Here is a 24,279-nt window from a genome sequence, read left to right as displayed (position 1 = left end):
AGATATTACATAAATAAAAAATATCAGTGGGGTGAATTGCAATGAGTAAAGGTTTTAAAAAAGTAGTCACAGTAGCTATGATGTTTTTATTAGTTTTTGGAGTATTGGCAGCATGTAACTCTGAAGACACGGGAGCAAAAGATTCAGATTCAGAAAAAGGCGGCAAGGACAAAGAAACAACGGTTGAATTCTGGACAATCTCTCTTCAACCAACATTCAATGATTATTTCAATGATCTAATTGCAAAATACGAAGAAGAAAATCCTGGTGTGAAAATTGACTGGAAGGACTTCCCGTATGATGCGGTTCAGAACAAATTATTAACAAGTATTGCAAGTAAACAAGCTCCAGATGTAGTTAACTTAAATACAGTTATGGCACAACAAATGGCTTCAAAAGATGCCTTAGTTGATTTTAACCAACAATTAACAGATGAGCAAAAAGGTATTTACTTTGAGGGAATCTATAATTCTACTGCACAAGGTGATGGTGCCTATGCACTTCCTTGGTATACAGGTATTCCGGTTCTTTATATCAATAAGAATTTAGCTGAAAAAGCTGGTCTTGATGTAAGCAATCCTCCAGAAACAAAAGCAGATCTTGCAAATTGGGGTAAACAAATTGCAGAGAAAAATGATTCTTTTGGATATGTATTCACAATGGAAACACGTTCTATCCTTGAAGAAGGTTTCAAAATTGTAGAAGATGATAAAGCAATTTTCAATAACGATGAAGTAAAAGAATACATCCAAGGCAACATTGATCTAATTGAAGCAGGAGTTATTCCTAAGGATATTCCAGCATTCGATAAGCAAGTTCAATTATTTGGTAGTGAACAAGTAGGTATGATTATCTCAAGTTCTTCTTTTATTAACCAATTAAAAACAGCTTCACCAGATGTATATGAAAATACAATCGCTGTACCAGCACCAGTTGGTAAAGCAGGTATTCGTTTTACAAACACTATGAATCTAGTTGTCCCTAAGGCATCTAAGAATGTAGACGCTGCAACAGCATTTGCACATTATGTAACAAATGATGCGAATCAATTAGCATTCTCGAAAGTAGCAAACACACTTCCTTCTACTAAAGAAGCTGCGAAGGATGAGCACTTCTATAAGAACGATGGAACATTAGAAGGTCAAGCTCTAACTGCTTCTGTTGAAAGCTTAGACAAAGCAACAGACTTCTACCTTGGTATTGAAAACGCAGGAGATGTAGATAGTGCAATCAATAAACATCTACAAAACATCTACATTAATGATCAAGATCTAGATGCTGAGCTTGAAGCAGCTGAGAAAGAAGTTAATGATATTCTAGCTCGTTAACTTTATTCAGAAGATTTCCCTCACATTTTTGGTGGGAGATGAATGAAAAGTGGACCTAATTTGCTTGGGGGTTATAAAGTTAGCCACCAGCGGATGCCACGATTTTTCAGAGGAAGTTTTCGAGCGTAAGATAAAAGACTAAGAACGCCACATCCTGTGGCAACGTCTTTGTGACCCACCTCGTGTGGCCTAAAAAGTCGGGTTGCAAATACGCAATGGCGTATTTGATCATATGAAAACTGAATGGGCAGATGAATTTCTGCCCATTTACTTTTATTCAGCAAAGTCTGAATAATAAGTAAAGGCTTTGGCGGAGACATGCGATTTTTCAAAGGAATTTTTCGAGCGATGTCCCACCTCGTGTGGAGTAAAAGTCTAAGCTCGAATTCGCCAAGGCGCATTGATTAGATAGGAGGAAACACCCTATGGGAAAGAAAAGGGCTACTGGTTATAGCAGATTTTCAGAGGTTCAAACAGCGTGGCTTTTTATGGCACCAGGGTTAGTATTGCTTGCCCTGTTTACCTTTTGGCCGATCATTTTCAGTCTACCTTTGGCATTTACCAACTACTCGGTTATAGGTGAAACAGCCTTCGTAGGACTTGAGAACTTTAAGCGTGCATTTTCTGACGTTGATTTTATTGCTTCGATTAAAAACTCTCTACTATATATGATTATCGTGCCTTTTATCCAAATCATCTCCATCTTAATGGCCATTCTAGTTAATCGAAATATAGCGGGTATTAAGTTTTTCAGAACAGCTTATTATATTCCGGTTGTTACTTCCATGGTTGCAGTTGCGATCATCTGGGGTTGGTTAATGAGCTCGAATGGGGTACTTAACTATCTCTTAATGTCTGTTGGTTTACTAGACGAAAAGATTAACTGGTTGTCTGATAAAGATACAGCATTATGGGCTCTTATGTTTATTACCTTATGGAAGGGTCTAGGGTATTATATGATGATTTATCTTGCGGGCCTTCAAGCTGTACCGACCGATTGTATTGAGGCAGCAAGAATCGATGGTGCAAGTAACTTCCAAATCATTCGTAAGATTACCATTCCGTTGTTAAAACCATATGTGTTCTTATGTACACTCGTTTCTTTAATGGCAGCGATTCGTGTATTTGATGAAGTATTCGTCTTAACGTCGGGTGGTCCTGGTAATGCAACACTAACAAGTAGTGTGTATATCTACCAGCAAGGATTTGAACAGTTTGAATTTGGATATTCATCTGCACTCGGATTAATCGTAAGTTTCATTATCATGTTCTTCAGTATTTTCGTCTTCGTATTTAACAAGAAGGGTGGTGTAAATCCATATTAATATGGATGTCCCTATGAAAAATACGAATCTAGCTAAAAAAGTTATCAGTAAATTTTTCGTGTATGTATTGTTACTTATATTTGCCCTCTTCATGATGGGGCCATTCCTTTGGCTATTAAGCGTATCACTAATGCCTGGGAAAAACATTTTTGCCTTTCCACCTGCAATACTTCCAACCTTCATTGACTTTAAGAACTATATAGAAGTATGGGAGTATATGGATTTTCTTAAGTATATATGGAATACGGTTATCATCACCTTCCTAGGTGTCACATTAAGTATTATATTTAGTGCGTTAACGGCATATCCATTAGCGATTTTTCGATTCAAGGGAAGAAATTTTATCTTCCTATTACTCGTTTCAACAATGATTATTCCTGCAGCAGCAGCGCTTGTTGTTAACTATTTAACGATTAATAATATGGGATTAATCAATACCTTCACTGGTGTTGTTCTACCTACGCTAGTTTCCGTATTTAATGTATTCCTATTCAGACAGGCATTCATGGGAATCCCAACGGATATAAGAGACTCCGGAAAAATGGACGGCGCTTCTGAATTCAGAATCTGGGTTCAATTAATGATGCCGATGATCAAACCAGCTGTCGCAGTTGTTGGATTATTTGAATTTATGGCGAACTGGAATAGTTTCCTATGGCCAATCATAGTGTTGGAAACAGAAAAATACCCATTAGCATCTGCACTAAGCTTCTTAAATGGTCAATTCTCATATAACTTTGGGTGGATCGCAGCTGGAACGGTAATCTCCGTATTACCAATCATCATCGTGTTCCTATTCACACAAAAGTATTATATGGAAGGAATATCAGGTGCAGTAAAAGGATAACGAAAAAGGGAGATATCACATGTACAAAATTGCTTATATCCCATTAGACGAACGCCCATGCAACTACGCTTTCCCAAGCCTCATGACAGAGTGGGACGGGGGGACAGGTCCCGTGTCCCAGGAGTGGGACAGAGGGACAGGTCCCTTGACCCACGGGGAAGTGAGTCTTGTAAGACCACCTTTATCTCTGATGGGGAATAAAAAAACATCAGGAAACACGGAAAAAATTTGGGAATGGCTCTTTGAGGCAGCGGCAGATTCAGATGGTCTGATCCTTTCAATTGATACATTGTTATATGGGGGAATCATTCCTTCTCGCTTGCACTCTCTTACATTGGAAGAGTGTAGGGACGCACTCGCAAGGCTATCTCGAATAAAAGAAATAAATCCAGACGTGAAAATATACGCCTTCAACTTAATCATGAGATGCCCTAAGTATTCAAGTAATGATGAAGAACCGGATTATTATGGTGAGTGGGGTAGTGAGATTTTTCAATACGGGAGGTTGCATCATCTCATTTCTGCCAATCTTTCATCTGAAGAAGAGCAAAAGCAGTATGAAAACCTAAAGCAACAACTACCACGAGAAGTAGTCGATGACTATTTATCTCGGAGAAAAATCAATGTTGAGGTAAATAAACTTGTCCTTGAGTATGTGGATAATGGATTGATAGATTTCTTGATTATTCCTCAGGATGATTCCGCACCTTACGGATGGACGGCGATTGATCAGCAAGAGGTCCGAGGTGCGATTGCCTCTCAGAATCTTGAACTAGATGTGTATATGTATCCAGGGGCAGATGAGGTCGGATGTACGTTGTTGGCAAGAATGGTCAACAGCTTCAAGAGTAAGAGACCATTGGTATACCCAGTTTTTTCAAGTGAACAAGGCCCATCTGTAACGCCTTTATATGAAGATCGGCCATTAATGGAGACGCTTAAATATCAAATCCTGGCTGCAGGTGGACTGATCACCTCCAATATGAATGAAGCAGATTTTGCGTTATATGTGAATTCGCCGGTAGAACCAATGATGGAGGCGGCATACCAAGATAATTTAAGTACAGTATATCAGGTGAATCGAAATCTGATTGATTTTGTGGAACAGCTTGATTTTACAATAAAAGAAAGAAACATCCCAGTTGTAGTGGGGGATGTGGCATTTGCAAACGGATCCGATTTGGGGCTCCTAAAGCTATTAAAAAGAAAGAACCTTCTATTTAAATTAGCTGGATATGCAGGTTGGAATACGAGTTCAAATACACTCGGAACCTGTATTGCGCAAGGGATGCTCCACAATATATATGGTAGCAACCAAACCCATACGAATTTTCTAGCATTGCGTTATGTAGAAGATGCAGGCTATTGCAGTTCTGTCAGAAAAAATGTCACGAATAATATATTGCCTAAACTAGGTTTTGACTATTTTCTTGTAGACGGAACAAATGGAAAAGTTTCTGAAATTGTTCAGGAAAAATTGAATGAATTTACGAAAGAACATCTCAATGATGACGACAACGAAATCGTAATCAAAGAATGCTATATGCCTTGGAGCCGAATGTTCGAAGTCGGGCTGAATGTAGAGCATATACCTAAATAAAATGGGACAGGGGGACAGGTTCCTTGTCCCTGTAAAAATATGGTGGGTCAGTGGACCTGTCCCCCTGTCCCACGGAGGAGTTGCTTGTGATGGTTAGACAAGAGTGTGCTGATGTTGTTGTGATTGGTGGAGGTTTAGGTGGGTGCATGGCATCCTTGGCTGTCGCTAAGATGGGTTTGAAGGTCATTATGACGGAAGAGACGGATTGGCTTGGTGGGCAGTTGACGAGTCAGGCGGTACCTCCTGATGAACATAAATGGATTGAGAAATATGGAAGCACGGAGACGTACAGAGAATTCAGAAATAGGGTACGTCAATATTATCGAGAGAATTATCCACTTACGAAGGAAGCAAGAGAGAATGAAATCTTAAACCCCGGTAATGGTTGGGTTAGTCGGCTAGCACATGAACCAAAGGTTGCCTTAAAGGTAATTGAAGACATGCTTGCCCCGTACCTGAACAGCGGGAAAATAAAAGTTCTTTATAACTATAAACCGGTAGAAGCGAAGACAGAAGAGGACAACGTAAAATCTGTCATGGTTGCTCACATCAGCGAACCTAAAAAAGTCGAGTTAGTCGGTCAATACTTTTTAGATGCTACTGAATGTGGGGATGTTCTACCGCTTGCCGGTGTGGAATATGTATCAGGTGCGGAGTCTAGAAAAGAAACTGGCGAACCACATGCACTTGAGGAAGCAAATCCGATCGATATGCAATCGTTTACGTATGTGTTTGCGGTTGATTATGTTGAAGGTGGAAATTTTACCATCGAGAAGCCTAAACAGTATGACTTTTGGCGTGAGTATATGCCCAGCTTCTCACATCTGCCTCTTTTTAGCTGGTATGCAACAGATGCAGATGATACATCAAAGCTCAAGCAATTTACGTTATTCCCTAATGATGAAGGGATTCCTTCCTTATTTACATATCGAAGAATACTAGATACAGAGAATATAGATGGAGATTTATATGAAGGTGATATTTCTCTCATCAACTGGGCACAGAATGACTATTTTCTCGGACCAATCTACGGAGTATCGGATGAGGAAGTCGAAAAGAATTTATTCAACGCGAAGCAACAAAGCTTATCCCTCTTGTACTGGCTTCAAACAGAAGCTCCAAGATTGGATGGTGGGAAGGGCTACCCTGGCTTAAGGCTCCGTAAAGATGTATTGGATACAGAAGACGGCCTTGCCAAATACCCGTATATCCGTGAATCAAGGAGAATCAAGGCTGTATACACCATCACAGAAAATGATGTTAGTAAGGAAATAAGAGGCGATCAAGGGATATGTGAGTATTACGATAGTGTAGGTGTTGGAAGCTATCATTTGGATTTGCATCACACAACGGTTTCAAAACGAAGCTTTTACATTCCGAACTATCCGTATGAAATACCACTTGGTGCGCTATTACCAATCCGTGTAAAGAACCTACTCCCTGCTTGTAAAAATATCGGGACGACTCAGATCACAAATGGATGCTATAGACTTCATCCGACGGAATGGAATATTGGTGAGTCTGCAGGTTATCTAGCAGCGTATGCGCTAGTAAACAATATTACTCCACATCAGGTACGACAAGAGGAAAAACACTTACAAGACTATCAAAGTCTATTAGTGAAAAATGGCGTTCAGCTACATTGGCCAGAAGATATTGACCTATAAATACGTGTTCAAAAAGTAGGGTGAAAAGGACCGGTTGACGTGTGCGTCTTGTCGACACGAGTTGAAAGTTTGAGGCTGCGTAGCTCCCGCGTACCAACTGCATGCAGCTAATACGTGAGGAACGAAGAAGCAAGCCAACATAGAAATCGATGTGTCATTTTCACCGGACGTTTTGAACAACCTTTAAAGAAAGGGTGAGTAAAATGGACCAATCAAACATACTATGGGTGGATTTTTTAGCAAATGGTACGAGATTGCTAGACCCAGAAAAAATGAAAGAGCTAATCCAGCATGCGGTAAAAAGTAGGATTACACATCTTGTGATTGATGCAAAAATCCCATATGGCTTTACTACCTATCAGAGTGAGTTTGCCTATCATGTGAGTGAAATGAAGGATGAACAGTACCACGCTTGGAAAGGCAGAGATTTTCTTCAAGAAATGATTCATCATGCACAAGGCTCTGGCTTGAAGGTTATCGCAAATGTTGATGTATTTGCTGAAGGAAATGGAATCGACAAAGAAGGAATGGTATATGACAAGCCCGAGTGGCAGGTTGTGAAATATAACGATGCACTTTCAGATATGCTGACAGCAGCGGAAAATCACAATGACCCAACCGTCTTTGTAAATCCGATTCACCCTGAGGTTGAAGCATATGAACTAAATATCATTCAAGAAATTATACGTAATTATGACCTAGATGGCGTTGTCTTAGATAGATGCCGATATCCGAATATTTATGGGGATTTTAGCAAGTTAAGTAGATCGAAGTTTGAAGCGTATATTGGCCAAGAAGTGAAAAACTGGCCAGAGGACATTATGACGATTGAAGAAAAGAAACCTGTTTTTGGTCCTCTTTTTCCGAAGTGGGCAGAGTTCCGTGCAAAAAATATTAAAAACTTTGTTCAAAAAGCCAAAAATGTGGTTAAGACAAAGAATTCTGATTTGATTTTTACAATCTATGTGGGTTCATGGTATCCACTTTATTATAACGAAGGTGTTAACTGGGGGAGCGAAACCTATCATCCTTCATTGGAATGGACGGCTGACACGTATCATACATCTGGCTATGCAGAGGAATTTGATTTTATCATGACTGGCTGTTATTACCCAGAGGTTACGATCGAAGAAGCGGAAAGCAATGGGAGACCTGCTAGTTGGTATAGTGTAGAAGGTGCCATTGAGATGAGTAAGGAAGCTATTAATGGAAAAATCCCGGTTATTGCTAGTTTATATTTAAAGGATTATACGGACAATGTTGAACAATTTAAGAAGGCTGTTCAGCTATGTAAGGAACGAACCAACGGAGTAATGCTGTTTGATACGGTGTATCTCGAGGATTACCAATGGTGGAACGTACTAGAAGACCCTTCAAATAATAATCCTTTGGATTAGTAACTAACTGGAGTGTAACGAATGGATAACAAACAAGCGTTTTTTGACAAAATTCATAAAAAGTTAGTCGTGTCTTGCCAGGCATTGCCTAATGAACCGCTGCATAGCTCCTTTATCATGAGTAAAATGGCTATTGCTGCTACCCAAGCAGGTGCAAGTGGAATTCGGGCTAACACGGTAGAAGACATTCACGAAATTAAAAAAGTAACGGACTTGCCCATTATCGGCATTATCAAACAGGACTATGACAATTCGGATGTGTTTATCACACCCACAATGAAGGAAATCGACCTTCTCGTAGCTGAAGGGGTAGATATGATTGCTTTGGATGCCACTAGTCGAGTGCGACCGGATGGATATACCATTGCAGAGATATTCCCAGAAATTAGAAGGAAATATCCAAATCAATTATTTATGGCGGACTGCTCGACACTTGAAGAGGGCATTCAAGCAGAAAAATTGGGATTTGATGCTGCAGGAACAACACTATGCGGCTATACAGAGTACACAAAGGGCGTAAAATTACCAAACGTTGATTTGATTAAGCAATTTGTGGATCATTTATCGATACCGGTAATTGCTGAGGGCGGCATCTCGTCACCTGAAGAATTAAAGGAAGTCTTTGCAACAGGCGTTCATTCAGCCGTTGTTGGGTCTGCCATCACACGCCCACAAGAAATTACAAAACGATTCTTACAAGTCCTACAGGATTAGGACAGGAGAGGGTCAGGGGGACAGGTTCACTAGCTTTGCATAGGTTCCATAAAATGTAAACACTCTGGTAAATATCTAGACAAACACAAAAAAAGCTCCTAAAGTAGAAATGTTAGATGTTTGTTCCCATAAACAAACTTTCTACAAAGGAGCCTCAAAAACAATAAGATTATGATAACTGAAGATACTGTAATTCGTCAATGTTTGTCATTATTACCTACAGAAGATTTGGCTTGTCCTATTCTAAACTACGATTCGAAAAAACTTACAATTGAAGGACTTGTTAAAGTTTTTGTAGCTGCCCAATTGGGTAAATGGGAATCTTATCCCGAATTTGATATAAAGATGGGCGCACATAAAGACCTAATGGAATACATCGGTGTAGATAGTATTAGTAGTTCACAGTTAAGTCGGAGAATTAATGAGTTAGACACCAACATACTCCAAAACCTTTTTTTCAAAGTAGTAGAAGAACTTGAATATTATACAAAAGAATTCACTGGTCTACCTCGGAACGTTGGAAAACTTCGCATCGTAGATGCGACACATATAAAACTTCCATCCGTTTTATCAAAATGGGCTTATGTAACCAAGGGCTGGACAGTTGTAAAAATGCATACACGCTTGGTTGTCGCTTCACCAGACGTACACTATCCAGATAAAATTGTTCCTTCAAACGGTAAGGTACAAGATCACGAAGGTGGAGATCTGTTAATAGAAAAATCAGATGCCACATATGTGATGGACCGTGGCTATATGGACCTCTTTCGCATGAACGAATGGATTAAGAAAGAAATTAAATTTGTTGTTCGACTAAGAGGGAAACTCGTCGAAAGAACCTTAGAAGAATATGAAGTACCCGAAGGGTCAAATATCCAAAGAGATGTTAAGGTGATTTTGGGCGAAACAGGTAAGATGAAACCAATTAGACTAGTGGAATTTCTTGATGAAGAGGGTAAAGTATACAGGCTAGCTACTACTAGATGGGATTTAAAAGCAACTGAGATTGCGGAAATTTATAAAAATCGTTGGATTATTGAACTTTTCTTTAAATGGGTTAAGCAATCCTTGCGGTTTACAAAAGTCTGGAGTACAAAGCCACAAGGAATATGGAACCAGATGTTTATAGGGATGATTGCCTATATATTAACACTTATTGTTAAGCTAAAAACAAAATCACAAAAAAGCCTAAAATTTATTCTTACAAATATTAGAACTTACTTTGATAAAACATGGGAAGTCTTTATAAACGCATTAGAATTTAAACCTAAAAAGACTTCAAAAGGTCGACAAAAGATTCCGGATAAACCAGAGGAAAAAGTATTCTATGGTAGTGTTGCGCTAATCGGTGAGAAAAAGAAACGTATTAAACGGAAAATTAAGTAATTGAAGTAAATACCAAAAAATGGGAACAAACAACAATCTTATTTAAGATTGTCGTTTTTGCTCCCGTGAGAAAAAAGAAATGTAAAAATATTACTTTTTTTCAAATTTAATACAACTACGCAAAACTAGTGGGACAGGTTCCTTGTCCCTGTAAAAAAATGGTGGGACGGTGGACTTGTCCCTGTGACCCACATTGAGGTGAGAGAGATGAAAATATTTGCTGCGGATATTGGCGGGACATCGATAAAATATGGCGTAAATGATGAGAGTGGAAAACTGGTGTCCTTTCACGAAGTTGAAACGGAAAGAGAAAAGGGTGGTCCTGCGATCATTCAGAAATTAGAGGATCTTATTACGCAGTACCCTGATATCGATGCAATTAGCGTTAGTACCGCTGGTCAAGTGAACAGTGAGGAAGGGTATATTATCTATGCAAATGATAATCTGCCAAACTATACTGGTACACGAATAAAGGACCTTTTAGAAGCAAAGTGTAACGTGCCTGTTAAGGTAGAAAACGATGTAAATGCAGCAGCTCTTGGTGAAAAATATTACGGAGTTGGCAAGGACTATCGCGATTTTCTCTTTTTAACGTTCGGGACAGGTATCGGCGGTGCGATTGTCATAGATTCAAAGCTACATCGCGGTGTTACGGGAATTGCGGGTGAATTTGGCCATGCGAATCATTATCCTAACGGAATCCCTTGTGGTTGTGGGAAACGAGGCTGCTATGAACAATATGGCTCCACAACAGCATTGATTAGAGAAGCCAAAAAGGTAAATCCGGACTGTACAAACGGTAGGAAGCTGTTTGAGATGATCCAAGATGGCGACGAGAGGTTGTCTGAGGTATTTGATACGTGGACAAATGAAGTGGCACTTGGTATTGCTAGTTTAATTCATATCTTCAACCCTCCATGTGTCATTTTAGGTGGAGGAATTATGGAACAAGATTTGTCTATCAAACTCGTTTCTGAAAAAGTTCAGCAACACATTATGGATAGTTACGCAGATGTGAAAATTTTGAGATCACAGTTTGGCAACAAAGCTGGACTATACGGGGCAATTTCCTTGCACCAATTTAGCTAAAAAGGAGCTAAATACTTTGAAAAAATGCAATCATACATTTTATAGTTCTCATTTAAATAAATCACTCGATTATATGGTTATCACGACTAGCGAACATATTGAAGATGCATATGTGTTATATGTCCAGGATGGTAAGGACTATTTAGAGTTAGGTGGACTTGAAAAGGCGGTTCAGGATTTAGTGCGTGTAAATCCTGAGCTGTCTAAGCATCTTGTTTTCGTTCTGATCCATCCAGGAGATTCAGTTGAAAGATGGGAATCGTTTAGTAGAAAAGGAGCCTTCTTCCAGCAGTACCTACGTTTTATGAATGATGAGTTTATACCTGAGTTTGAAAGAAACTTGGGTGCTACGAATATTTTAAAAAGAGGTCTCTTAGGGGATTCGTTAGCAGGAAATATCAGTTTAAATATTGCATTAGAACAGCCGGAAAAGTGGACGCATGTATTGCTTCAATCTCCGGCTATTTCAGATGGAGATATAGCGAAGTTGGAGAATATGGATTTGTCAGGATGGTATGTCTACCAGACAGTCGGCATCTACGAAGACGAGTTTGTATCCTCAATTTCAGATGAGAAATTATACATTTTGACAAGAAACCGCCAATTGCATAATAGCTTTCTAGAAACTCATGCAAATGTGAAATACATAGAATCAGAAGACGAACACCTATGGAAAGTCTGGGAGCGGGACCTACCAGATCTGTTGTTGTGGTGGGTCAGAGGGACAGGTTCCTTGTCCCAGTAAAAATTTGGTGGGTCAGAGTACCTGTCCCCCTGTCCCAGTGAAGGAGGTATGGAAGATGAAGATACATTTTACGGGTGATGTGAACGAGGTGTTAGAAGGGATTACGATTCTTTGTGCTGATTTGGGGATAGAAGTTGTTGAAGACGGATATCCAATTGAAGTGATACATCGTCAAGGCCCTTTGGTTGTACATAATGAGGATGGAAAAGGGCGGATCAGCTTTGAAAACAAGATTCATTTTTTCAGAGGGATCGGGCTATGGCTTCAACATTTTGAAAAAAGCAATGAATTCCATCTTACTGAAGAACCACAATTTGAGACTAGTGGTGCGATGATTGATGTTTCTAGAAACGCAGTGCTAACGGTTGATGGGATTAAGATGTTACTGCGTAATATGGCCGTGATGGGCTTGAATATGGTAATGGTTTATACAGAGGAAACCTACGAGGTTCCAGGAATCCCTTACTTTGGATATATGCGCGGAAGATACACAGAGGATGAAATTCGAGACTGTGATGACTACGCCTTCCAATTAGGAATAGAGATGATCCCTTGTATCCAAACATTGGCTCATTTAAAGGAAGCGTTAAAATGGGGCTATGCAAATGACATCAAGGATACAGATGATATTTTGCTTGTCGGTGAACCGAAAACCTATGAATTTTTAAAGAGACTGATTGAGGCAGCGACGAGGACATATCGTACGAAAAGGATTCATATTGGGATGGATGAAGCACTGCAATTAGGCCGTGGAAAATACATTGAAAAAAACGGCTATCAGAACCGGTTTGAAATCATGAATCAACATCTTCAAGAAGTTGTATCCATTACAGAGGAGTACGGGCTGAAACCAATGATTTGGAGTGATATGTACTTTCGATTAGCTTCACAGAATGGAAACTATTATGATTTTGATTCTGCGGTGTTGGAGGAAGTTAAACAATCCATTCCAAACGTACAAATGGTGTACTGGGATTACTATCATTCAGAAGAAAGCCATTATGAGGAAATGCTAAATACCCATAAACAGATTGTACCAGATCCTCTTTTTGCTGGAGGGTTGTGGACATGGAATGGGATATCTCCAAATTACGCGAGGGCATTTAGGAATACAGAGGCGGCTCTTAAAGCCTGCCGAAAAACAGGAGTGAAAGAGGTTTTTGCGACGATGTGGGGAGATAATGGAGCAGAAACCCCAATTCAAACCGCTCTTCCGGGGTTACAACTATTCGCGGAATATACATATCATCAAGAAGTAAGTAAAGAGCATTTGGAAGAACGTTTTACCTCATGTACAGGTTACAAGCTAAATGATTTTCTTCTATTGAACCAGCTTGACGAGATCCCAGGGGTCATGGAGGATAATTTATATTCCTCAAATCCTTCAAAATTCTTGCTTTGGCAGGATGTGTTAGTCGGGCTATTTGACGAAAATATAAAGGGACTGCCGGTTGCTGAGCATTACCTTGGCATAGCAGATGAGTTACGACCGGCTAAAGAACGTAACCGGGGCATGGAACTATTGTTTAGTTTTTATCATCAGCTAGCAAGGGTATTAAGCTTGAAGGCAGAGTTGGGTATTGAGATAAAATCAGCCTATGATAGGGAAAATAAAGAGGAAGTTACGCAGCATCTAGAAAAGATACATGTTTTAAAAGAAGAGATTGATAGATTACGAAGGGCTCATCGAGATGTCTGGTTTTCCTTGAATAAACCGTTCGGATGGGAAGTGCTAGATATTCGCTACGGAGGAGTATTGACAAGGCTGGAATCAGCAGAATACCGACTGCGCTTATGGATAGATGGTAGCGTATCAAAACTAGAAGAACTTGAGGCTGAGCGACTTCGCTATGACGGCCCCGAACAATTCCCTGACAATGTAACACTGGGTAGAGGCGAAACCTACAACCGGATAGTGTCAGCGGGAAGTATCTAAGTGTGAGTCATTGGTGGGACAGGGGGACAGGTTCCCTGACCCTGTAAAAATATGGTGGGACGAGGGACCTGTCCCTCTGACCCAGAAAGAGGGATGAGTGGTGAGAGAAGGGATACGATGGTATGATCCAAAGGAAGGGCCGTTTCGGATAAGTGGGTTTGCGTGGTTTGAGAAGGAAGAGCGGTATCGTCGACTACCGAGTAAACCTGATTATGGCTTACCTACAGCAGTAGATGAATTAGCAAATAATACGTCGGGTGGACAAATTCGGTTTCGTACAAATGCGTCTAAGCTTGTAATTAAAGTAAAGCTAACGGCTATTGCTGGTATGGGACATATGCCTGCTTCAGGACAGTGTGGCTTTGATGTGTACGTTGGAGAACCTGGCCAGCAACAGTATTATGCGTCCGCCTATCCAGCCGTGCATGAGCAATCGTATGAACGAGTGATTTGGGAAGTGAATGATAAGGAACATGAAAGGGAAGTAACATTGAATTTTCCTTTGTATGTGGGGGTCGAAGAGGTTTTAATTGGTACAAATCAAGATGCAATCATTGACATGCCGACTCCGTTTCTATCAGATAAGCGAGTGATTTTCTATGGAACTTCTATTACGCAAGGTGGTTGTGCGAGCCGCCCTGGTATGTCGTATACAAATATCCTTAGTCGAAGAATAAATCTGGAATTTATTAATCTAGGATTCTCTGGAAGTGGAAAAGGTGAACAGGAAGTAGCATTAACCATCCGCGAAATCGATAGGCCGGCTTGTTTTGTGCTTGATTATGAGGCGAATGCAACTCTTGAGCAGTATAAAGCAACACTCGTACCGTTTATCGAAACGTTACGAGAATATCATCCTGATGTTCCTATGATCATCGTGTCACGAATAAGGTTTGCGCAGGATGAGGTCACAGGGTACAATGAACAACAAGAGCGTAGAGAATACTCAAAAACAACTGTTGAAAAAATGCAGCAACAGGGAGATCAGCATATTTCGTTTATAGATGGATCTACATTGTTAGGCGACCATTGGCACGAGTGCACGGTTGATGGGATTCATCCAAATGATTTAGGATTCATGGAAATGGCAAATCGTATGGAGAGTGCGTTTGCGTTTTTGTGGAGATAATTTAATACTTTCAGCATAAAATAAGGCCCGATGAGGAATAACCACTTCTCATTGGGCCGATTTTAATTTAGTATACGCATAGTGAGTGATGTAATGACACACAATGATTACTTGTTTTTGGGGATTGAGGGACAAGTTCCATGTTTCACGCTCTGTAAAAAGTTAACTTTATAAAATCCATATTAATTGCAGCATTTTACTTCAAACAAAAGTTTGTTTGAGGGTTTAGTCATACGGCTACAGGTGATTCAAATTTCAAACAACCGTCTGATTGACTCCTTTGCAATTCCAACAGTTATGCCTCGACATATACCATCTACTTTAAGACATAATAAGGATTATCAACTAACTGTATTCCTGCCGTTTCATACCTAACAAATAAACTCTCTTTATCCCACTCTTTACCAACGCACATGACTCTTCTTAGCCCATATTCATCTAATTTTTTATCTTCCTCTTTTGTTATTAGAGCTGTAAAGTAATATCTTAATAGAACATGAAAGATTGTTTCACTGTCGGGATTTTCTTTTTTCAACTCTTCAATAATTTCTTTAAAATAAATGTTCTTACAAACTACATGTTCTTTAATAAACGAACATTTCTTCTTATTCTCGAACATAGTGAGAGCTGTAGGTGTTACATATTTATGTACGCTTAGCCCATTCCAATCGTAATTTACATTCAAAACTTCTTTTGAAGCTGACTTTAAGCATCTATATACAAAGCCTTGAATAAAGTTTGAGCTATTTTGGAAAGTATGTACCGATTCTGGATCCATTAATTTGATAGCCTCATAATTACTAACTAACCATTCGGATGCCTTTTTATATACTAGTTTCTCAGCTGATGTTATAGTTTTTAACATTTCTACCCCCTCGTAAAGTAAAAATAAGAATAATAATATTTTCTGTTAAAAGGTTGCTCCTTTTGTAATATATAATTTGCGATATCATCCATTACTGATGTTAGAGAATAAGAGCCTTACGTGCGGAAGCAGCCTACGTAACATATATCCCACTCTTACGCTCCATTTATACTAGTTTGATATTAAGTATCATCTATTGTTTACGTGTTTTTTCTATTAGAGATTATTATAGAAGGAATCATAATAATTAAATATATAGGGATAATCCAATAAAGCACTTTTGGATCCGAGTTTAACAAAGAAAACCAATTATATCTAACAAAACCATCAATAAATCCTATGTTTTTTTCCAATCGTAGCTCATTGAATTGAATAAAACCGAAGTATAAAACCATGCCTGAATATATAACCGAGAATAAGTGAATGTTAAAGACATTTTTAACTCGTTTTGGGAAAAGATGAATAATCAAAGATACCAATATCCACTTATCAATTAAAAAATATAAAGGAATTAATGATAAAAGGTCTTTTACAAATTTATTTTTAATAAAACTAATTAACAAGAACGGAATAAATAAAGAAAAGAATAATAATAAACTAGTATTATAAATAAATAACGCAGCAATAATTAGCAATACAAATAGACCTAAGATTATTAGTACGCCTATTCCTGAAGCAGAGTCTGCTGATGCAGAATTTGACTCGTAATAATAATCTGACTCTGAATCATCGCTTTCTTTCTTTTTATCAAAATTCCATTGTCCAAAACCGGGTTTTCTTTCATAACCTTTCTGATTTAATTCATGCTCAATTTGAACTTTTTCCCAAGCACTTTTCGAATTATTGTATTGCTTTTCCTTTTCCTTTGCATCATAGTAGTTCAAAAAAATTACTCCTTTATTGTTTAGGTATATCCTCATTGAGATTGGATTTTACAGTACTAGTAAAATTATAATATTTAAGTTAAATTTTGCTATTTTAATATATAATAAAGTTCTGAAAATGGTCAACATTGGAATTTTATCGCGATAAAGTGCACCTGTTCTATTCAATCAAAAAACTGCACTCCGATTTTGAGTTGTTTCTAACTCTCGGAGTGCAGCTTAAATGTGTCTTTTTAAGTTACTTAATAAAGGATATGTCTTTCTGTTTCTCGTTCTTCCGACTTATCCGCTCGTATTGGACTAGTCTTGTCTCGAATAGTTTGAGCGGGTCGTAGTAGACTTCTGGGTTTGATTTCATTTTGGCCAGTGTTTGTTGGTCTTGTTCTACGGCGTTATTTGTTTCGGTTGTTATATTTGCTAGGTGTTGCAATGGTTGTTTGTAGAATAGGCTGATATCCTGCTGCAATGATTTTTTGAAAAAGTCGAATTGCTGCCAGAATTTCCGTTGGATGGACTCTGTGATATCAGTGTATGGCGTGTTCTCCACGTACTTTTTGTACTGGTTGAATACGTATGTGTGCTGCTTTTGTGGAAGCAAGCCTAACACTTTTCCGGCACTCTTCAATAACACCTGTGCTGGATTGTTGCGAACCATGATATTTTCCTTCTCAATTTCCACTCGGTAGGTCATGCGATGGATGTCGCGATTCCAATCCTCGACCACTTTGAAGTCACATTGCAAATGAAGCTCTTTTTCAGGATACCCCTCAGCAAACGATTCTGTCATTTCATTTAGGTAATTTTGCGTTGCGGATAACTTCTGATTCGAATTCTCCATCCATTCCTGCAGTGACTGGGACAGATTCGGTACGATTTCATTGTCAAAAAAGGTTTGAATTTCTTCATTCATTTTCTGATTCAGCTCAATGTGCAAATGGTTGAGATTGCTGTCTTCTTTTATATACTTAGAGCAGTCTTGAAGAATTTTCGGTATTTTTTCGGTAAGCACCTTGTTAACCTCAGTTTTTACGGCTGAGAAAGTATTAACAATCTCTTTGCTTTGCTCTTGTTCCTTATCGTGTAGACTGTTCTTAAATCCTGCGAGTCTCGTGATAAATTCCTCGTTATGTGCAATTGTTTCAACTAGTTTGTTTTCTGCTTCAACTCGTTTTTTGAGTAGACTCGAAATCATTTTTCTAAGTAAAAATAGTATTTTACCAAGTCTGTCTTGCTTGAAGCTTGTTTGGTTACTGCTCGCTGGATGTGACGAGTATATAACTGCGTTTGGAAAATATTCTTTTACTCTAGCTTCGTCTAACTTATTAGGTAGCACAAAATGAACTGGCGTTTCTTTTACAGCTTGTTTTATTTGCGCTAGATAATCATAGTCATCCTCTGATAAGGTTTCTTGCCCAGCGACAAATAGCACACCATCTACAACAGGTAAATAGCCAAATGTTTTTCTTTTTTCATTAAAGTAATCTTTTAATCCAGTAGTATTAATTCTTCGCTTTTGTAAAAAAGAAGATGGTAACGTGATATCTAAAATTGAATCTTTTGATGTAACACCGTCTAATGACGCTAATGGAGCACGCCCAGTGTCGGTCACTTCTGTCAATTGCCTCTCCGCTCCAAATTGAATGCTTGTGAAATTCGCAAGCGCTGGTGTAATGATTTCTTCTCCTAACAGGGAGTTAATAAACGTACCTTTCCCTTTGCCAAGAACAAGAATGTTCGTTGCGTCCTTATCAAAAAGCTGATCAAAGCCCCAAACAAGTCGCTCACTTGTTTCAATATTATTTCGTTTTGCCCAATCCACGATGGCTTTCATAAAGTGGAAGGTTTCATCCAAGGAAATCGCGCTACTTTTTGCATTGTCCAGAACAATTTCGGCTTCCCTTACAATGACGGACTTTATTGTCGAAGGGAAGATATCATTCCACGCAAGGATAGCAGCTGCAGGTGCCAGTCCATTTGATGGCGTCGTAATATTCATCCAGTGGATGAGAAACTTGGGTACAAGCTGCCCAATGTCGCGTAGTAAATAACCACCGGTTGTTAATTCGAAATAGGCTTCCTCATATAAATGGGAGACCTGATACCAATTTTCATAAGGGTCAATTTCCAGATCCTTCATGATTTGAATCGTTGCATGCAACCAACTCACATATTGGTCCGTACCCTTATAGCTTTCCCAGATGGCCATCATAAGCTGCTTAAAGCGATGTTGGTCAAGTTCATACAGCTTTTGTAAAAGTGGAACAAATGTGCCAGGTGAAAACAAGCTACTATGACCAGCTCTGCAATAACGGGTGAGCGTATCAAACCATTGGAGGTCCTTCGTTCGCTCTGCTTCACTAAGCGCAAGCTCAATCGCATTATTCCAATCACCTTGATTTTCGTAAAATTCTTTGGCGATGGTTGTTAGATTCGGATAATCAGGATTTTCATTGATTGCTTCCTGTAGAACACGGTAGGCAGAATCTACCTTATTATCCTCAAGATAAACGGAGAACAGGTTTAACGAAACCTCACTCGTAAGTGTCTTATCTTTCGAAATAATGGAGCCGTACTCTTTTTCAGCGTTAGAGAGCAGTCCGAGCTTATAATACGCATCCGCAATATTCTTCTTCGCCCATGGAGAAAGCTCGTTCGAGATATTCTCCCACTTATATATCGCTGCTTCATAATCCTTATAATGAAAATAAACCTCACCCTGCGCAAAGCGTATGTAAGACAGGTCATATAAATCCTTCTCCTGCTCCACCATATAAGCCTCACCAAGAATTTCAACCGGATGCCTCAAATCATTCTCAGGAATAAAACCCTGATAATACGTCTTCATAATAAACTCATTTTCTGATTTCATATTCATAAACCTCCGAACGGGACAGGGGGACAGGTACCGTGACCCACAATCGTGACAAGTACCGCGTCCCAGCTTAGTGTTTTTATTTTTGTGATGGTGGGACAGGGGGACAGGTTCCCTGTCCCACATTTTGGGCAAGTGACCAGTCCGCCTGTTACCACGCTAGATTTTACTATTTTAATAGATAAGAGTCCTTAGACTCTATTATAAATGAATACGTCGGTATGGCTCGGTTTATGTCGGTTGGGTGAGAAAGGTTTTGGGAAAAAGATACCCTTTCACATTGCAGTGGTAATTCCTTTTGCTATATTTATTGTAAAAAAGAATTTTAATCTTATAAAATTTAGTTCTAGGATAGACAGATGCTCATATAATACATATTGTACGAGATAAATATAATAATAGCTTTACCTTAAGAGAGGAATAACTGGAGGAAACAAAGGAAACATTCTCCGACATTTTATTAGGAGGAATGGAAATGTTGTTTCCAGAAGAAAGAGTAAACCAAGGATTATTTGTACCAACACCAAGCAAAGTTCAACAAGAGGTGTACCACGAGCTTTACAAAAGGTGCTGGAATGACAACCGGTTTGAAGGGCCGGGATTTGAATTAAGAACAGGCCGATGCAGCCAAGACATTATCTTTCTAGGAGCAAAAGGAGAAAAGATTTGCTACGAGATTGATTGTGAGGATTATCATAACAAAGAGGCTGACAAGAAGCGGGATTATTTCTTGAAATTGGAGTTTGGATGGAAAATATACAGAGTGAATGTGAAGCATATTGATTCATTCGGGGAAGAGCAGATAGCGGAGATGATTTTTCAACATCTGATGAAACAATTAGGATTTGAATCAGGAATTATTCTCCCTGGTATCATCAACAGCTATCAAGCGGAGAAAGGAAATAATAAGCATTTACACTAAAACCCTCAAATACGAGGGTTTTTTTGTGGTGAAAAGAGTACTATTTAGCTTTCGAGATGAAACTTTGCTTCATACCGTACCTTTAATAGATGTTTATTTCACGAATTTCGACGATGCACTCAATTTAATAATACCTTTACTAGCGCTTAATATTTACCTCATATAATGGAAGGTAACTAGTTTGTGAGTCAGGGGGCCGGTCCCCCTGACCCAGAAGTGGAGGTTCAAGTAATGGAGATACCTAAAGGTGTGTTGAATAAGCCAATTTTTGTGAAGTTGTGGGAGACAAGCCCACTTATTTCAAAGGTCGTTATAGATATTGGCATTTTTCTAAAGTATAAGACACTAAAGCTAGCAAAACTTCCGAATAAAATCACTCTTCCATCTAGAAATGTCCTTTTCATCAACAATGCGGAGAATCGAGGACGTGCGCTCCTTATTAGTGATGGAATAACGCAATCACGTGTTTCAGCATTTTGGGAGAAGGCAGTTAAGTCGTACAACCCCTCCATTGTGGTAGATGTGGGTGTGAATTACGGGGAATGTATTTTCTCCGGAAAGTATGAAAAAGGCACAAAAATCATTGGAATCGAAGCCAATACATATTTATTAGATTATATCGAGCAATCAAGGCAACAGCATATAAATGGTGATCAAATGAAAATCATTCATGCATTCGCTGGGGAGAGTGAAAAGAATACACAAGAATTCTTTATCGATACCCATTGGTCTGGCACGTCATCTGGTGTACAAATATCAGAAAAAAACAGTGTTGAAAAAGTAGAAATACCTGCAATTACTGTTGATTCCCTATTTACAGACGAAGAGCTAGAGAATCAAAGGCTTTTATTTAAAATTGATGTAGAGGGCTACGAGTTTATGGTGTTAAAAGGTATGGAGAACCTTCTTGCGAATAGTGAGAAAGCACTTGGTATCGTTGAATTTGATAGCCGCTATCTGGAAAAAGCGGGAGTGGATTTAGATGCGTATATTGAATTTTTGACGGATCGATTTGAGGTTCACTTTTATGATTCAGACAACCAACTAAAAAGGCTAACCTTCCCTACATTTTTCGCATTACAAAAGGAATTCGGAACCAAGCATGTCCACACCGACATTATCATCTCAAAAGGAGAAGGTCACAAGGAGTTTATGTAGAATTACTTAAGAGTGGGAAGCTGGTTCTGGTGGGTCAGGGGGACAGGTCCCTTGACCCAAAGTAGTGTGTTGCGGGAACCAGTGATAGCTACCAACAACAGAGAGAGTTTCATCCCACGCATTTTTGCGAAAAAGGGGCCAAGCTAAATGGGGAGACATGTAGGAGATTATCCTATAGAAAAATTAGTCACGTATAAGCCTGAGTTAAACAAACCGGATGATTTCGACTCGTTTTGGGAAATCGAGAAGAAACGTGTGAAAGATTCAAACTGTAGCATGAAGGTTGAATGGATTGAGTATCCTTTACCCTCGGTAGACCTTGCGGATTTAACACTCTCAAGTTGGGATGGAACTCCAATTAGAGGATATTTAATGCGACCAAAGGACATACAAGAAGGCCCTGTATTGCTTTGCTTCCATGGATATACAGGGAGCAGGGGTGTGCCGTCGGATTACCTGAAATGGGTGCTTCAGGGAATAACTGTGATTGCGTTTGATGTAAGGGGTCAAGGGGATTCGCCAGATTATGCGAAGTATCCGAATGGAAGCAGGGTAACCGGATGGATGACATCTGGAATATTAGATCGAGATAATTACTATCTGACAAATGTACACCGCGATAGTATTGCGCAGCTACAATGGATTTCAACAACCTCACCTGTAAAACCAAGTAAACTAGGAGTATTTGGAGCTTCGCAGGGTGGAGGGTTAGCCCTAGTAGCAGCTGGCCTTGAAGAAAAAATTCAATTAGTTGTAGCAGATTGGCCATTTCTAACACATTTCGAGAGAGCGCTTGAAGTTGCTTTATCAGGGCCATATATGGAAATCATCAATTATTTAAAATTACATAACCCAGAAAATGAAGCGAAACCTGCCATTTTGCAGACACTTGCATACGTTGATTCACTGCATTTTAGCACAAATATCCTCGTTCCAGTTCTGATGGGAAGCGGGCTAGAGGACCCAGTAACACCACCATCGACTGTATATGCAGCATTTAACCATATACCTAGCAAAAACAAAACCATCCATGCCTATCCACAATACGTCCATGAACACAACCAATTCCATGAAGAGAAGAAAATCGCATTCATTCATCAGCAGTTTTTTGGATAGTGGGTCAGGGGGACAGGTTCCCTGACCCAAATTACATCTCTAAAATAGAAAGAGGAGGACTAAATGCTATATTTTGAAAATCAAATCAAAGAATATGAAACATATAAACCTGCTTTAACTAAGACGAAGGATTTCCACACCTTTTGGGAAAATACGTTAGAAGAATCTAATCGACTACCGTTACAAAGTAAGTTAGAAAGAGTAGACTATCCAATTAAACAAGTCGATGCCTATCGTGTTACCTACCAAGGGTTTGGTGAATCGCCGATAAAAGGGTATTATCTTTTACCGAAAGATGCGAATGGAGACACACCTTGTATCGTTATTTACCATGGTTATGGCATGGATAAAAGCTCTATTTCTGATTATATGAAATGGGTCATACAGGGAATTGCTGTTTTAGCGATCGATAATCGAGGACATGGTGAGAGCAGCGATGACTCTGGCTATATGACTGGAACAAATGGTACGTGGGTGTTACATGGGATTTTGGACAAAGACGAATATTATTATCGAAAAGTCTACATTGATTGCAAACGTGCGATTGATTTTCTTTTCTCGAGACCTGAAATCGATAAAAGTCGGATTTGTATTTATGGTGGCAGCATGGGCGGAGGAATTGCGCTAGCCGTGGCGGCCTTAGATAATAGACCTAAATTAGTCATAGCGGATGTTCCGAATATGTGTAATATTGAACTAGCAATCCAGCAAAAATTTGAAGGATCGCTAGTAAGTCTCGAAAATTATCTAGCAAAATATCCGGAAAAGGTACATCAGGTTTTCGAAAACTTAACTTACTTTGATAATCTCAATTTTGCCTCTATGATAAAAAGTAAGATTCGAGTAACGGTTGCGCTGAAAGATCCGATTTGTCCGCCACAAACTATTTTTGGCGTTTATAACTACATACAAGCAGAAAAGAGCTTAGTCGTTCTCCCATTCACAGGACATAACGTGAGTCTTACCTCGCATGTGGACGATACGCTTCGTTATGTGGGGGAGAATTTGTAAAGTGGTGGCTACGGTCTAGAATATGTATCGTAGTATAGTAAAATACCATTTTATATAAATCTGTATTAATCTCGGTTTTTAAATTCAATCAAACGTTTGAATGGCGGGTAATCCTTAGCCGGTAATAGAAGGAGAAATTCAACCAAACGATTGATTAGTCGCAAGCATTAGCTGTAAAATTAGGCTGTTATACTGAGAAAAAACCAAAATAATGGTACTTTAGAATTATTAATTGGCCTGGCGTGTTAATAAAGATTACCGCGTGGGCTTTTTTTGTGTTCATTTGTT

19 protein-coding genes are annotated in these 24,279 nt (G+C 39.1%); 16 read left to right on the top strand and 3 right to left on the bottom strand.

Annotated elements, in window-relative coordinates:
* The first annotated feature begins 41 nt into the window (after positions 1-41).
* From ACWNMY_RS09125 to ACWNMY_RS09070, 12 genes are all read left to right on the top strand, one after another.
* Positions 42-1,328 (top strand): ABC transporter substrate-binding protein, encoded by a 1,287-nt coding sequence (locus ACWNMY_RS09125; protein WP_449537918.1) that lies wholly within the window; start codon positions 42-44, stop codon positions 1,326-1,328.
* 425 nt (positions 1,329-1,753) lie between these two features.
* Positions 1,754-2,653 (top strand): carbohydrate ABC transporter permease, encoded by a 900-nt coding sequence (locus tag ACWNMY_RS09120; RefSeq protein WP_449537917.1) that lies wholly within the window; start codon positions 1,754-1,756, stop codon positions 2,651-2,653.
* A gap of 13 nt (positions 2,654-2,666) precedes the next feature.
* A complete protein-coding gene (locus ACWNMY_RS09115; RefSeq protein ID WP_449537916.1) occupies positions 2,667-3,500 on the top strand; it encodes a carbohydrate ABC transporter permease in 834 nt (277 codons plus the stop codon).
* Positions 3,501-3,519: 19 nt separating this feature from the next.
* Entirely contained in the window at positions 3,520-5,100 is a 1,581-nt protein-coding gene (locus ACWNMY_RS09110; protein WP_449537915.1) for a DUF4127 family protein, read from the top strand.
* Between the two features lie 89 nt (positions 5,101-5,189).
* The gene (locus tag ACWNMY_RS09105) at positions 5,190-6,767 is read left to right on the top strand and encodes an FAD-dependent oxidoreductase (protein ID WP_449537914.1); all 1,578 of its coding nucleotides are present in this window, start codon (positions 5,190-5,192) and stop codon (positions 6,765-6,767) included.
* 203 nt (positions 6,768-6,970) lie between these two features.
* Positions 6,971-8,164 carry an alpha amylase family protein gene (locus ACWNMY_RS09100; protein ID WP_449537913.1) on the top strand — a complete coding sequence of 398 codons (1,194 nt, stop codon included), beginning with the start codon at positions 6,971-6,973 and terminating at the stop codon, positions 8,162-8,164.
* A 21-nt stretch (positions 8,165-8,185) separates the two neighbouring features.
* Entirely contained in the window at positions 8,186-8,878 is a 693-nt protein-coding gene (locus ACWNMY_RS09095) for an N-acetylmannosamine-6-phosphate 2-epimerase (RefSeq protein WP_449537912.1), read from the top strand.
* Positions 8,879-9,049: 171 nt separating this feature from the next.
* Positions 9,050-10,264: an IS4 family transposase gene (locus tag ACWNMY_RS09090; protein WP_449537911.1), complete on the top strand. Its 1,215-nt coding sequence runs from the start codon at positions 9,050-9,052 to the stop codon at positions 10,262-10,264.
* A 207-nt stretch (positions 10,265-10,471) separates the two neighbouring features.
* Positions 10,472-11,353: an ROK family protein gene (locus tag ACWNMY_RS09085; RefSeq protein WP_449537910.1), complete on the top strand. Its 882-nt coding sequence runs from the start codon at positions 10,472-10,474 to the stop codon at positions 11,351-11,353.
* 16 nt (positions 11,354-11,369) lie between these two features.
* Positions 11,370-12,098, top strand: a complete 729-nt coding sequence (locus ACWNMY_RS09080; protein ID WP_449537909.1) for an alpha/beta hydrolase — start codon at positions 11,370-11,372, stop codon at positions 12,096-12,098.
* Positions 12,099-12,153: 55 nt separating this feature from the next.
* The gene (locus ACWNMY_RS09075) at positions 12,154-14,034 is read left to right on the top strand and encodes a family 20 glycosylhydrolase (protein WP_449537908.1); all 1,881 of its coding nucleotides are present in this window, start codon (positions 12,154-12,156) and stop codon (positions 14,032-14,034) included.
* 100 nt (positions 14,035-14,134) lie between these two features.
* On the top strand, positions 14,135-15,163 hold the full coding sequence (locus ACWNMY_RS09070) for an SGNH/GDSL hydrolase family protein (RefSeq protein ID WP_449537907.1): 1,029 nt from the start codon (positions 14,135-14,137) through the stop codon (positions 15,161-15,163).
* 316 nt (positions 15,164-15,479) lie between these two features.
* Here the strand turns inward: ACWNMY_RS09070 and ACWNMY_RS09065 are convergent, their stop codons facing one another.
* From ACWNMY_RS09065 to ACWNMY_RS09055, 3 genes are all read right to left on the bottom strand, one after another.
* Positions 15,480-16,028: a hypothetical protein gene (locus ACWNMY_RS09065; protein WP_449537906.1), complete on the bottom strand. Its 549-nt coding sequence runs from the start codon at positions 16,026-16,028 to the stop codon at positions 15,480-15,482.
* Positions 16,029-16,228: 200 nt separating this feature from the next.
* Positions 16,229-16,912, bottom strand: a complete 684-nt coding sequence (locus ACWNMY_RS09060) for a hypothetical protein (protein ID WP_449537905.1) — start codon at positions 16,910-16,912, stop codon at positions 16,229-16,231.
* A gap of 238 nt (positions 16,913-17,150) precedes the next feature.
* Positions 17,151-19,781 (bottom strand): GTP-binding protein, encoded by a 2,631-nt coding sequence (locus ACWNMY_RS09055; RefSeq protein WP_449537904.1) that lies wholly within the window; start codon positions 19,779-19,781, stop codon positions 17,151-17,153.
* Between the two features lie 478 nt (positions 19,782-20,259).
* On the opposite strand from ACWNMY_RS09055, the gene ACWNMY_RS09050 reads away from it, so the two are divergent.
* The 4 genes from ACWNMY_RS09050 to ACWNMY_RS09035 all read left to right on the top strand — a co-directional run bounded on the left by ACWNMY_RS09050 (position 20,260) and on the right by ACWNMY_RS09035 (position 23,991).
* The gene (locus ACWNMY_RS09050) at positions 20,260-20,706 is read left to right on the top strand and encodes a hypothetical protein (RefSeq protein WP_449537903.1); all 447 of its coding nucleotides are present in this window, start codon (positions 20,260-20,262) and stop codon (positions 20,704-20,706) included.
* A gap of 231 nt (positions 20,707-20,937) precedes the next feature.
* The gene (locus tag ACWNMY_RS09045; RefSeq protein WP_449537902.1) at positions 20,938-21,864 is read left to right on the top strand and encodes an FkbM family methyltransferase; all 927 of its coding nucleotides are present in this window, start codon (positions 20,938-20,940) and stop codon (positions 21,862-21,864) included.
* Positions 21,865-22,011: 147 nt separating this feature from the next.
* Complete coding sequence (locus tag ACWNMY_RS09040; RefSeq protein WP_449537901.1) at positions 22,012-22,980, top strand: acetylxylan esterase; 969 nt, start codon at positions 22,012-22,014, stop codon at positions 22,978-22,980.
* A gap of 63 nt (positions 22,981-23,043) precedes the next feature.
* Positions 23,044-23,991, top strand: coding sequence for an acetylxylan esterase (locus tag ACWNMY_RS09035; protein WP_449537900.1), 948 nt, complete (start codon positions 23,044-23,046; stop codon positions 23,989-23,991).
* Positions 23,992-24,279: the final 288 nt, after the last annotated feature.

This window comes from Ferdinandcohnia sp. Marseille-Q9671 (assembly GCF_976954385.1).
Note: the sequence above shows the minus strand (reverse complement) of the source record. Positions and strands in the feature narration are given on the sequence as shown.